Origin of the sequence: Cytobacillus oceanisediminis 2691, from assembly GCF_007678455.1 — a bacterium.
Taxonomy (GTDB): Bacteria; Bacillota; Bacilli; order Bacillales; family Cytobacillaceae; genus Mesobacillus; species Mesobacillus oceanisediminis_A.
This window is the reverse complement of the sequence record NZ_VEEP01000001.1, coordinates 637,001-649,993: the sequence shown is the minus strand read 5'-3', so window position 1 is coordinate 649,993 and position 12,993 is coordinate 637,001. Positions and strand designations below refer to the sequence as shown.

The window sequence follows — 12,993 nt, the reverse complement described above, 5'->3', positions numbered from 1 at the left end:
CAATATAAACCCTAACGAGGCTTATATGGAATAAAGTCTTAAAAAAAGGTGATAAAGGGCGCTTCCCTATATCACCTTATTTTAAATTAAGCTTCTACAGTTTCTGTAGTTTCTTCGCCTTGCTTAGCTTCGATAATAGCGTCAGCCATTTTAGATGTAAGCAATTTAACAGCGCGGATCGCGTCATCGTTCGCAGGGATAACTACGTCGATTTCGTCTGGATCACAGTTTGTATCAACAATTCCAACGATAGGAATGTTCAATTTGCGTGCTTCAGCAACAGCGATGCGCTCTTTGCGTGGGTCAATGATGAAAAGAGCATCTGGAAGAGTCTTCATATCCTTGATTCCGCCTAAGAACTTTTCTAAGCGCTCTTGCTCTTTTTTCAATTGAACTACTTCTTTCTTTGGAAGTACTTCAAAAGTTCCATCTTCAGACATTCTTTCAATGTTCTTAAGACGAGAGATACGCTTTTGGATTGTTTCGAAGTTTGTTAAAGTACCGCCCAACCAGCGTTGGTTCACATAGTACATACCAGAACGAGCTGCTTCTTCTTTAACAGAATCTTGAGCTTGTTTCTTAGTACCTACGAAAAGAACAGTACCGCCGTTACCAGCTAGCTCTTTCACGTAGTTGTATGCTTCTTCAACCTTCTTAACAGTCTTTTGAAGGTCGATGATGTAGATGCCGTTACGCTCAGTGAAGATGTATTTCTTCATCTTAGGGTTCCAACGGCGAGTCTGGTGACCGAAGTGTACACCAGCTTCAAGCAGTTGTTTCATAGAAATTACTGACATTGTGTTTCCTCCTAATGGTTTTGATTTCCTCCGTCCAAATCACCTTCAGCCAGGAACTGCCTGGCAGCACCATCTGGCCAAATCATTGAACGTGTGTATTAACACCATGAGATAATATAGCATAAATAAAACTGACAATCAAGTTAATCTTTCGTATTTTGCCGAAATTTAAGCAAAAGTTCAATCTCTGTTTTCCCTTTATCAAGATCCCTGGCTATTTCTTCGATCGTCAGCCCCTGATGTCTCATGGCTGTAACCTGATCAAACAAGCTGAGTTCTTTTGTTTCTGGCCCTGGATCCGCAGTTTGGCCGCTATCGATTTCTGTCTCATCCGTATCTCCAGGGGTAATTGTGGTTGTTTCACTGGCTTTATGATATGCCTGTCTTGCAGCGTGATAAGATATACCTTTACCGGGACGGTGTTGTTGGATTTCGTGGTCTCTGGCTTCGGGGTCCTTCTGTGATCCCATATCTGTTACATCAGCAGGCTTTTCCGCTTTGTCCGTATTTAATTTAATATTGCTGTTTGACATCAACTCAAGAAACTTATCATTCTCTTCTTTCAATTCAAATAGATAGGACGAAAAAATCTCTTCCATTTCGCTGATGATTTTTCCCTGTTTTTTTTCTGCTTCAACAAGCCGATTCTGCCGTAAATATAATAGGATAATGGCGAAGATTGCTGCCGCGTTCAGTATGAGGCTTAAGAGTAGTAGAAAAGTGGTCATTATATCCCTCTATCCGCTGTAATCAATCACCTTCCCTTTATAAGGGTGGTGTGGCTGTACATCTTGATCATCCTTGCTTTTTTTATCGTCCCTGCCTTTTTGCTGATGGTGGCCTGGTTGGCCGCCATCCTGATTCAGGCGGGCTTCCTGCTTCTGGTTGTTTTTAATCACCGTTTTGCGTTTTAATTCATCTTCCTTCGTCACACTTTGTGCCGCATGTTCCTGAAGATGCTGTCCCCGCTGTTGAAGTTGCTCTTGAATTTTGCCGGCATCATGTGTCCTCGGAAGAGCAATCTGCATTTCGATTGCTTTGAGGCTCATCATGTCACTTCCTAACTAGTGATGGTTCGAGTTTTACAATCGGATTAATCGAAATCTCACTATTTTCGAGATGGAAATTCACCTTTTTATATATCTGGTTTGTCAGGAAAGCGTACTTCCCGAAAAAAACTTTCGTATTTGGAAATACCTTATCATTTACGGTTAAGCAGGAATTCAATCGATCTTGTTTTTCAAGCTGTAAAAACTCCAGATCGGCCAACAGTTCCTCAAGGGATTTTTCAACTTGCAGCCTGGTATTCCGCTGTTTCGCTATCATTTGCTTCTGCTCGTTCGTTAAGGTACCTGCATGCCTGCCAATTTCAGCAAGCTTCACTTCTATTTCTGTCAGTTTCCGGATATTGATTTTGGCTGTTTCGATGGAAGCAATCGTGTCCTGTTCAGTTTTCTCCAACAATGGGTCCCAGCCCACAGCTAATTCTGTTTTAGTAAAGAGCTCATTCCCCAATTCCTTGACTGAAATATTTCGGCCAGCCGAAATAGTGCCTCCGATGATGGTTCCAGTTTGGCAGTCCACATTTCCAGCAGCTGTCAGTTTGCTGTGCAGAATGGATGTCTTGACAATGATATCCTGGCCAGCTTTTACATTTGCCTGGTTAAGGTAATTGGCGAACACGTTCCCGCCTGCAGTCAGCCGGCCCTTCATGGCTCCGGCCACTCCGCCTTTAATGACAATATTCCCTCCAGCCTGGAGATTGGCTGCTTCAACAAGTCCATCTACGATGATATCCCCGCCGGCTTTCAGTTCATAGCCGCTGGGAACATTGCCTTTTATGACGATATTGCCTACAAAATCCAAATTCCCTGTTCTCAGATCAAGATCTCCTCTTACCTCATACACAGGATTAACGGAAATGGATTTCTGCGTAACACTCATTTGTCCATCGCATGCGGCATAGAATTGTCCAGCTTCGAACACAACATTATTCCCTGCTTTAACCTTTAGCGGCCGGCCAGGCTTTGCAGGAATGATTCTTCCGGTCACGTCTTTTCCAGGTGTTCCATTGACAGGAGGGACCACACTTGCGAGCAGCTGACCTTTCGTTACTGAAGGGATATGCATAATCGTGCGGAAATGAAAGACTTTCTGTTCCTCAATGCTTGTTTGTTCTAGTTCATTGCGCAGATAGGAATCTTCACCATCCACATTCTCCATTCCAACCGCTATTGCCACAGGATATTCAACAGAAGCAGGACTTTCGGCAATTTGCGCCAATACATCCATTTTAATACCGAACACGACTTGCTCTTTCTCCAAGTAACTCAATAGATTTCGAACAGATATAACAAAATCCTGATCCTGGATATTGAGTTCCAGTTCTGCAGAAAGCCTATCTTTGGATATCCTCACTAAATAATCCGTCGCCAAATCCATCTCCTGCCTTCTATCAGGCTGACTCCAGCCATTTTCTTAGCTTAAAAATTGCCTTTGAATGAATCTGCGAAATTCTGGAGGTAGATAAATTCATGACTTGACCGATTTCTGTTAACGTTAATTCTTCTTTGTAAAACAAACTTAATACAAGCTGCTCTTTATCATTCAATTTAGAGATTTTATCAGCTACTTCTTCAAGCAGTTCAGACTTTATCAGCTTGTCCTCAGGAATTTCAGCCTTATCGTCCTTGATTATGAATGACTGGTTATCACGCTCATCATTTTCATTTGGATGCTCATCTATTGAGAGGACATTCGCGAAAAAATGTTCATTTATAGTCGTGTATATCTCCGTTTCATCCATATTCAATTCTGTGGCGATTTCCTCGATGGTCGCATTGCGCATGTGGCGCTGTTCGAGCCTCTCAATTGCTGCGTCTATTTTCTTTGCTTTTTCCCGGGTACTTCTTGGGAGCCAGTCTTCCTTTCTTAATCCGTCCAAAATTGCCCCGCGAATCCGAAATGAAGAATATGTATCAAACTTCAGATCCCTGTTTGGATCGAATTTTTCCAGAGCATCATATAATCCAATCATTCCTAAACTTCTTAAATCATCCCTGGAAACACTCTTCGGAAGACTCACAGAGATTCTTTGCACATGGTAGGAAACAAGTGGCATATATTTTTTTATCAGCATATTCCCCGCATCCGGATCTCGGGATTGTACCCATTTATCCCATGTAATCTGTTCTTCCGAAGTGGATCCTCGCACCATTGTCATCCTCCTCACGCGCATTACGCTTTTTTCTAGTTGCTATCCAAACTAAATCTCACTATTCCCTTTATTCACAGTCCTGATCTGCATTAAACCGGTCTTCGGGTCGAATTCTATGGTCCTGCCGCTATTGCCGCCGACATCGTGGGCCATAAGCGGGATACGAAATTCTTTCAATTCCTGTAAAACTGCCTCTACATTCCTTGGTCCGATTCTCATCATGTCACTGCTGCCTGAAAATTGGAACATTTGTGCGCCCCCGGCAATCTTTGCTTTAATGCCTGCCTGTCTTGCACCTGATTGAATCATGAGCTCCAAAAGTTCTTTGATTGCTGTATCAGCGAATTTCGCCTTATTCAGCGGTTCGGTACGGGAGAGTAATGAATCGGGAAGCATAACATGCGCCATGCCAGCCAATTCAGCACCCTGATCATACAGCACTACGCCAACACATGATCCCAGTCCAGTGGTCCGGATCAAATCAGGAACTTTCACAATATTCATATCGGCAATGCCCACTTTAATGATTTCTGCTGTTTTATGCATCCACCTTTACTCCCAGCGCAGAAAAAATGATATGGAATGAATCGGGATCAGGCAACAAAAAGAAATGGCCTTTCACACTTTCTGGCAGCTTTGCATCTTCTTCATCCAGTGCAGTATCAATCACGATTGCGTAATCACTTACCTGTGATAACTCCAACAGCCCAAAACTGATGACTGCCCCCACCATATCAATACTAAGAGCAGGAACAGATGGATACAGGCTCAAATTTGTAAAATCGGACAATGAAGAAAGATATGAACCTGATAGAATATTCCCTAATTCTTGAAGTGCCGACAATGCCAGCTCATTGTCCTGTTCATCGGTGAATGTGAATGTCTGGTTCTTAGTCAGCTGGCGGATATATTTTTCTGCCTGAGGGAGAGGAAGGATAAAAAACATACTCCCTGGAGCCTCCCCCTCAATCCGGAGGAATACGCTCGCTACAACATTGTCCGCGCCTCCTGCCAGTTCCATCACTTCATCGAAAGACACAACTCTGACACTGGGCACCTTCATATCAATCTTTTTATTCATTAAGGTAGATAAGGCTGTTGCAGCATGTCCAGCTCCAATATTACCTACCTCTTTTAAAATATCCAGGTGAACGTCCGAAATGCTTTTTAGAAAAGTCATAGCCAGATTCCTTTCCGCCTATAAAGCTTTTTCTTCATCGGACTCAAGAATTTTATCCAAATCAATTAAAATCAATAACCTTCTGTCGAGATTGGCAACTCCTTTGATGAACCCCTCTGCAGCAAGGCCTACTACCTCCGGCGGGGGTTCAATCATGCTTGACGGTATATCAATGACGTCATTTGCTCCATCCACAATCAAACCTACTTCTTTATCCTCATCCGCAACAATGATAACTCGAGTGCTGTCTGAGTAACTTTGTTCCTCCATGCCGAACCTGACACGCAAATCCAATAGCGGAGTAACCACTCCTCTAAGGTTCATAACCCCTTTCACAAACGGGTTCACATGTGGAACTCTTGTGATATGCATGATTTTTTCAATTGACCTAACCTGACTAACAGGAACCGCATATTCTTTTTGATTCAATTGGAATACGATCACTTTCAAATCTGAAACCAAACTTTCAGCCATCTTCATCACTCCTAAAATATCATTCTTCCTTAGCCAGCCAAGGAATCTATTTAATCAATGCGTTGCAATCCACGATCAATGCTACCTGGCCATCACCAAGAATCGTTGCACCGGAAATCGCAAAAACATTGGTTAAGTAATTTCCTAGCGATTTAAGGACTACCTCTTGCTGGCCAATGAAGGAGTCGACGATCAAACCAGCCATTTTATCTCCTTTTCGAACGATAATGACAGAGTGGAATTGATCCTCATCACCTTCGTAAGGAACCTCGAAGATATCTTTTAGGAATAGCAGCGGGACGACCTTGCCCCTGAAATCAATCACCTTTTGATTATGGGCATTCATGATTTCAGAATCCTTGATTATCGCTGTCTCAATGATGGAAGACAGAGGAATAGCGAATTTCTCTTTCTGGATTTCCACTAACATGACCGAAATGATTGATAATGTAAGCGGAAGCTGTATCGAGAAGATCGTGCCCTGATTCTCCTTGGAATCAATAGAAATCGAGCCTCCCAGTGATTCGATGGTATTCTTAACAACATCCAGGCCTACTCCACGTCCTGAGATATCCGAAATAGTCTCTGCTGTAGAAAAACCTGATGAAAGAATCAATTCAAATGCTTGTTTATCCGTAAAGCCAGCAGCAGATTGTTCCGTAATGATTCCCTTGCTGATGGCTTTTTGCAATACTTTGTCTTTGTTGATTCCAGCACCATCATCTTCAATTTCAATGAACACATGGTTTCCGCTATGGAATGCACGCAGCACCACGGTTCCTTCTTCGTTCTTGCCCTTGGCCCTGCGAGCTTCGGGTGATTCAATGCCATGGTCTACAGAATTTCGCAGTAAGTGCACAAGCGGGTCGCCTATTTCATCAATGACAGTACGATCCAATTCTGTTTCCGCGCCGACGATTTCAAGATTGATTTTTTTATTCAAGTCCCTCGCTAATTGGCGAATCATTCTAGGGAAACGATTGAATACCGTCTCCACCTGCACCATCCGCATATTCAAGATGATGTTTTGCAAGTCTCCGGAAATCCTGGACATACGCTCAACCGTTTCAGTTAGTTCACCATTCTCCAATTCCTTGGATATTTGCTCTAATCGGCCGCGGTCGATGACTAATTCTTCAAATAAATTCATGAGAATATCGAGCCGTTCGATATTTACACGGATAGTTTTGCTATTAGTCTGCTGTTTAATGCTGCTCTTACCGTCTTGGACAGGCGCTGCCTCTGATATTGCATTGGCAGAGGACGATTCAGCTGCTGGGGCCTTTTCTGTATCTGCAACGGCTTTTTTTTCCGGGATTTCAATCGTTAATTCCGGGTTTGCTGTATTGAAATCGATTGGCATTACATCCGTTTTGACCACTTCAGATACCTTCATGATCTTGCCTTTGACATCTTCAGGATTCTCCCTTGTGATGATCGTTACAGAAAACTCATCATCAAACTGCTCTTCCTCTAGCTGTTCAACTGAAGGGTTCGCTTTGATTACCTCTCCGATTTTTTCCAGCACTTCAAATACCATGTACACCCGGGCAGCTTTCAGCAGGCAATCTTCACGCAATCCGATTTGTATTTCATACACACCGAACCCCTGCTCTTTAGACTGCTTTAAAACGGTCAGTTCAAATTCATCATAGTTGGAGGAGGACTTAGGAGATGCTTCAAGCGTTGCAGCAGCAGCCACTTCCAAATCTGCCGAACGGGACAAGGGCTCTCCCTTTTCAATTAACTTCAACTTCTCGACTGTATCGGAAACGTTCTTCTTCCCATCTCCTCCGGCAGCAATTGATTCAACCATTTCCTCGAGATGGTCAACAGCCATAAAGATAACATCGAGTATTTCTGGAGTCGTGAGCAAACGATTATTGCGGATAGCATCAAGAACGTTTTCCATTTGATGCGTCAGGCTAGCGAGATCCTCATATCCCATCGTTGCTGACATCCCTTTTAACGTGTGGGCAGATCTAAAAATTTCATTAATGATCGATAAATCCTGTGGATTTTTCTCCAGCTCGAGCAGCTGCTCATTACAGTTCTGCAAATGCTCTCTACTTTCTTCTAAAAACACTTCAAGATATTGGTTTAATTCCATGTGCACCGCACCTCCGGCCTTAAATATAATTCATGATTGTGTCAGCAATGTGATCGACATTTGCCACTTCATCAACCATGTTCGTTGCAATCGCTGCTTTAGGCATCCCAAATACAATCGATGTATCCTGCGATTCGGCAATCGCTTTTACCATGCCGTTCTTTTTCAATTCAACCAGCCCTTTTGAGCCATCCGCACCCATCCCGGTCATGATGACAGCGATTTTCGAGTAATTCTGGATGGTACTGACCGACTCGAACATTACGTCCACGGAAGGACGATGACCGTTTCGGGGAGGTGATTGACTCAGGCTGATTGCCAGAGCCGGGCCAACACTCTTAACCTCGAGATGAAATCCTCCAGGTGCTATATATGCTGTTCCTTTTTGCAGCAGCTCTCCATCCTCCGCTTCCTTGACGGTAATCTCGCTCAAGGAATTTAGTCGGCTGGCAAGGGACTTGGTAAAGCCAGGCGGCATGTGCTGGACAACAAGCACAGGCACGCAGATATCTTTTGGAAGTGATGTTAAAACTTGCTGCAGAGCCCTTGGCCCGCCTGTTGAAGTTCCGATACAGACGATTTTTTTTGATTCTTGACTGAATCTTCTGTTGTACAGGGCCTCAGCTGGCTTTTTCTCTGGTTCTATTGCAATGGATAACTGTTTCCTGACCGTTCTTGGTTCGTGCTGACTGTTTATTTTGGATAGATTTGCCTTGCTCGCAGACAACACTTTCTGAATTAACTCTGTTTTGACTTTATGTAGATCAATTGATATGGATCCTGAAGGCTTTGCCACAAAATCCACAGCACCTGCCTGAATTGCCTGCAGTGTCGTGTCCGCACCTTCTTTAGTCGTGCTGGAAAGCATGACGACTGGAAGCGGGCGTTCCTGCATGATTATTTTCAGGACATCGAGCCCATTCAGTTTTGGCATTTCGACATCAAGCGTAATGACATCAGGGCGCATTTCCCGGAATTTCTTTACTGCATCCTCTCCGTTTCGCGCCGAGCCAATAACCTCTATCTCTGGGTGTTCTGATAGAAAGTCGCTGATCAGCTTTCTCATGAAAGCTGAATCATCTACGATGAGAACTCTTATCTTTTCCACTCGACCACTACCTTTCGAAAAGGAATTGCTTCAATCTTGCTGTAAAACTCCTGTTATCTCTCTTTTCGGCATTGTAGCTCTGTTTATTGATATATTTTTCGATAATCTGCGACATTCCCTTTGACGCTTGTGACCGTTCATTGAACAGCACAAAAGGGATTTGCCGCTTTACCGCTTCCTGGACGGATTTATCATCCGGCAGCATACCGAGCTTGATCGGTGTCCTGCCCAGAAATTTTACGAGTACATCCTCAAGCCTGGCCATCGTTTCCCTGCCTTCCTTGACAGAGCCTGCCCTATTGACTACTAGATAAAAGGGCAGCCCGGCATCGGCAAGATGGATGTATTTCATTGTAGCGTAGGCATCCATCAAGGAGGTCGGCTCCGTCGTGGTAATCACGAAAATTTCGTTTACCGAGAGAAGGATTGAGAGAGTTTCTTCATTCAAACCTGCTCCCATATCAAAAATAAGATAATCATATTTTCTTAGTACATCACTTAAGCTTGAGGTAAAATATTCGACACTTTCCCTGTCCATCCGGACCAGATGGCTCAAGCCTGTCCCGCCTGATATATATTCAATCCCATGCGGGCCTTGAAAAATCACTTCTTCCATCGATGCTTTGCCTGAAAGAAAGTCAGCTATCGACAGCGGAGAATGCTTGCCCATTAAAATCTCGATGTTTCCCATTCCGATATCCAGATCAAAGAGCAATACTCGATTTCCCTGCTTTGCCAGGGAAATCGAGAAGTTCAGAGAAAAGTTCGATTTCCCTACCCCTCCCTTTCCGCTGACAACAGCAAGGGTCTTTGCTTCATTCATCGGAATATTTGTCATGAGCCGCTTTCTTAACTTTTCTGCCTGGTCACTCATAGTGGTTGACTCCAATAATTGTATTGGCCGTAATTTCAGGACTGGCCCCGATTAAATCATCGGGTACATTCTGTCCATTGGTTAAATAGGCAATACCGGTCGAAAACTTCTCTGCCATATTGAGCATTGAACCGTAAACGGATGTCTCATCAAGTTTGGTAAAAATGTATTTGTCGATATTGATAAGCGAAAATTGCTTCCGTATTTCCTCCATATCCTTTTGCTTTGAAGTCAGCGCCAGGACCAGGAAGGTTTCCATTTCCTCACTGAAGTCAATTACATCGTTTAAATCATTTACATATTTTTGATTCCTGAAATTACGTCCTGCTGTATCAATAAAAACCACGTCATATTGTGCGAACTTCGTGGTCGCTGCCTTGAAATCGTCCATGTTGTAGCAAACCTCAATTGGCACATTGAGGATTTTCGCATATGTTTTCAACTGATCGATTGCTGCGATCCTATATGTGTCTGTCGTAATAAAAGCTACATTTTTTTGATGCTTCAAAACACATTCAGCTGCGATTTTTGCCAGCGTAGTTGTTTTACCTACTCCTGTCGGGCCAACTACATTGACGAATTTCTTTGTAAAAGTAACTCCTCCGAAAGAAAGTCTGCTTAACCTTTGCTGAATGGCTTGAGCACTCCAATCGGCTATCTCACCTTCACTTGAGGCTGCTCCGTTCAAATACCATTTTTCCAGAATGACACCAGACAATTCATCAATAATGGACTGGTCCACATCCTGATCCCTTAAGTGCTGGAGTTGTCTGCTTATAGGCTCTGGAAGTGAAATTCCTTCTGTAGTGCCAGATGATTTCAGCAGGTCTTTCAGCTGTGAGATCTCCTTTAATAAATCTTTGTCAGCCATTGAAGATGCCGCCAGTCCCGCTCCCTTTTTATAAGAGTTCGGTTCTGCCTTAGTTTCTTCTGTTTTTATCGATAAAGGGGGATATTTCATGGATTTATCCATGTTTGCCTGTTTAGGGACTAGCTCAGTGTCCGGATCAATAGCTGCAATGACTTCAATGCTGTTTTTCTTGAAGAAACCCATGAATCCTCCTGTCTGGATCACACGGGAATTCAGGATCACGGCATCGCTGCCAAGCTCGGATCTAACCTGTTTCATTGCTTCGGGCATGGATGAAGCTGTATATTTTTTTACTTTCATTCTATATTCACCACTCCGACACTTTGGACTTCGACATTCGCTTCAAGTTCGTTATATGACAATACAGGGATCTGCGCAAAATATCTTTCCGTCAGCTGGCGCACATACATTCTTACTGCTGGCGAGCAGAGGATGATCGGTGTCTGTTCCATGATGCTCAGCTGTTCCACCTGACTTGCAACCGATTCAAGAATCCCCTGAGAAACCGAGGGATCAAGCGATAGATAATTTCCATGTTCGGTTTGTTGGACACCTTCGGCTACCATTTTTTCTACCCTGCCAGATAATGTGATAACCTTAAGTGTTTCTCCATTTCTTGAATACTGGTTGGTAATTTGCCTTGCCAGTGCCTGCCGTACATATTCAGCAAGGATATCCGTATCAGTTGTGACCTTTCCATAATCAGCAAGTGTTTCAAAGATGATTGGCAGGTTCCTGATTGAGACATTCTCCCTAAGCAGCTTGCCAAGCACTTTTTGAATTTCGCCGACTGACAATGGATTTGGCGTAGCTTCCTCGACCAGTATAGGGTAGCTTTCCCGAAGATGGTCGATCAGCTGCTTTGTTTCCTGTCGTCCTAGAAGCTCGTGGGCATTTGCTTTGATTACTTCTGTAATGTGTGTGGATACGACTGAAGGCGGATCAACGACGGTATAACCAAAAATTTCAGCCTGCTCCTTCATTTCTTCCGTAATCCACTTCGCCGGCAATCCAAAGCTAGGTTCAACCGTATCAATTCCTTCAATCGATTCATCCTCGATTCCGGGACTCATGGCGAGATAGTGGTCCAGCAGCAATTCTCCCCTGGCCATTTCGTTTCCTTTGATTTTCAGCCTGTATTCATTTGGCTGAAGCTGGATATTGTCACGGATCCTGACGACTGGGATAACGAGTCCCAGTTCAATGGCAAGCTGTCTTCTGATCATGACAATCCGGTCAAGGAGGTCCCCGCCCTGGTTGGCGTCTGCCAGTGGAATGAGTCCATAACCGAATTCGAACTCTATTGGATCCACATTCAAAAGATTGACAACACTTTCCGGACTCTTCATTTCATCCATCTGGATATCCTCTTCCATTTCCTGAAGCTGTTGTTGATCAGGTTCTGGTACACGGGAGAAAGCATATCCGCCATAAGCTAATAACCCGGCCAGCGGAATGGTCAGCAAATCTGTTATTGGTGTGAACAAACCAAGCATGAAGATCGTACCACCGGCGACATAAAGCATCTTTGGGTAAGCAGTTAGCTGTGAAGTTATGTCGAAACCCAAATTACCATCTGATGCTGCCCTGGTGACGACAATGCCGGTAGCAGTTGAAATCAACAATGCTGGGATCTGGCTGACAATGCCATCTCCCACTGTCAATAGCGAATACCGTTGAGCGGCATCGCCAATCGCCAGTCCCTGCTGCGCCATACCGATGACGATACCAAAAATCAGGTTAATCAGAACAATGATGATACCAGCAATTGCATCCCCTTTAACAAACTTGCTGGCACCGTCCATCGCTCCATAGAAATCTGACTCCCTGCTGACCTTTTCGCGTCGTTCACGGGCCTGTTGTTCAGAGATCATCCCTGCGTTCAAATCAGCATCGATGCTCATCTGTTTACCAGGCATCGCATCGAGTGTAAACCTCGCAGCAACCTCTGATACACGTTCAGATCCTTTTGTGATGACTATGAATTGGATAATGACCAAAATGAAGAAAACAACCATACCTACTACTACATTTCCACCTACAACGAAAGAACCGAATACCTCAACAACTCCCCCAGCCTCTCCATGGGACAGGATGGAACGGGTCGTGGAGACATTGAGGCCCAGACGAAACAAAGTTAAAATTAACAGCAATGAAGGAAAAACAGAAAATTGCAGCGGCTCCGTCATATTCATTGTGTTCAAAAGCACAAGCAGCGCGATTGATATATTGACCATGATCAGTATACTTAACAGCCAGGATGGGAAAGGGATGATTAGCATCGCAACTATTAAAATGACACCGAAGATGACAGATAGGTCTTTTCCGGACATATTTCTTCTCTCCTAAACACTGCATACCT

13 protein-coding genes are annotated in these 12,993 nt (G+C 43.8%); all 13 read right to left on the bottom strand.

Going from position 1 to position 12,993, the window contains the following annotated elements; all coding sequences use genetic code 11:
* Positions 1 to 86: 86 nt before the first annotated feature.
* The 13 genes from rpsB to flhA all read right to left on the bottom strand — a co-directional run bounded on the left by rpsB (position 87) and on the right by flhA (position 12,964).
* Positions 87 to 797: a 30S ribosomal protein S2 gene (gene rpsB, locus FS736_RS03245; RefSeq protein WP_144474898.1), complete on the bottom strand. Its 711-nt coding sequence runs from the start codon at positions 795 to 797 to the stop codon at positions 87 to 89.
* 143 nt (positions 798 to 940) lie between these two features.
* Positions 941 to 1,525, bottom strand: a complete 585-nt coding sequence (locus FS736_RS03240) for a hypothetical protein (protein WP_144474897.1) — start codon at positions 1,523 to 1,525, stop codon at positions 941 to 943.
* A gap of 9 nt (positions 1,526 to 1,534) precedes the next feature.
* Positions 1,535 to 1,849, bottom strand: coding sequence for a hypothetical protein (locus FS736_RS03235; RefSeq protein ID WP_251541994.1), 315 nt, complete (start codon positions 1,847 to 1,849; stop codon positions 1,535 to 1,537).
* A 1-nt stretch (position 1,850) separates the two neighbouring features.
* A complete protein-coding gene (locus FS736_RS03230) occupies positions 1,851 to 3,239 on the bottom strand; it encodes a DUF342 domain-containing protein (protein ID WP_144474896.1) in 1,389 nt (462 codons plus the stop codon).
* A gap of 13 nt (positions 3,240 to 3,252) precedes the next feature.
* A complete protein-coding gene (locus FS736_RS03225; protein ID WP_144474895.1) occupies positions 3,253 to 4,014 on the bottom strand; it encodes a FliA/WhiG family RNA polymerase sigma factor in 762 nt (253 codons plus the stop codon).
* 48 nt (positions 4,015 to 4,062) lie between these two features.
* Positions 4,063 to 4,560: a chemotaxis protein CheD gene (locus FS736_RS03220; protein WP_144474894.1), complete on the bottom strand. Its 498-nt coding sequence runs from the start codon at positions 4,558 to 4,560 to the stop codon at positions 4,063 to 4,065.
* Entirely contained in the window at positions 4,553 to 5,194 is a 642-nt protein-coding gene (locus FS736_RS03215) for a chemotaxis protein CheC (RefSeq protein ID WP_144474893.1), read from the bottom strand. The genes FS736_RS03220 and FS736_RS03215 overlap by 8 nt, the downstream gene beginning before the upstream one ends.
* 18 nt (positions 5,195 to 5,212) lie before the next feature.
* Positions 5,213 to 5,668, bottom strand: coding sequence for a chemotaxis protein CheW (locus tag FS736_RS03210; protein WP_144474892.1), 456 nt, complete (start codon positions 5,666 to 5,668; stop codon positions 5,213 to 5,215).
* Between the two features lie 46 nt (positions 5,669 to 5,714).
* The gene (locus tag FS736_RS03205) at positions 5,715 to 7,778 is read right to left on the bottom strand and encodes a chemotaxis protein CheA (protein WP_144474891.1); all 2,064 of its coding nucleotides are present in this window, start codon (positions 7,776 to 7,778) and stop codon (positions 5,715 to 5,717) included.
* A gap of 19 nt (positions 7,779 to 7,797) precedes the next feature.
* Positions 7,798 to 8,886 (bottom strand): protein-glutamate methylesterase/protein-glutamine glutaminase, encoded by a 1,089-nt coding sequence (locus FS736_RS03200; protein ID WP_144474890.1) that lies wholly within the window; start codon positions 8,884 to 8,886, stop codon positions 7,798 to 7,800.
* Positions 8,887 to 8,893: 7 nt separating this feature from the next.
* Positions 8,894 to 9,760, bottom strand: coding sequence for a MinD/ParA family protein (locus FS736_RS03195; RefSeq protein WP_144474889.1), 867 nt, complete (start codon positions 9,758 to 9,760; stop codon positions 8,894 to 8,896).
* Positions 9,753 to 10,931, bottom strand: coding sequence for a flagellar biosynthesis protein FlhF (gene flhF, locus FS736_RS03190; RefSeq protein ID WP_144474888.1), 1,179 nt, complete (start codon positions 10,929 to 10,931; stop codon positions 9,753 to 9,755). Before flhF ends, FS736_RS03195 begins: the two co-directional genes overlap by 8 nt.
* Positions 10,928 to 12,964, bottom strand: a complete 2,037-nt coding sequence (gene flhA, locus FS736_RS03185) for a flagellar biosynthesis protein FlhA (RefSeq protein WP_144474887.1) — start codon at positions 12,962 to 12,964, stop codon at positions 10,928 to 10,930. Before flhA ends, flhF begins: the two co-directional genes overlap by 4 nt.
* Positions 12,965 to 12,993: the final 29 nt, after the last annotated feature.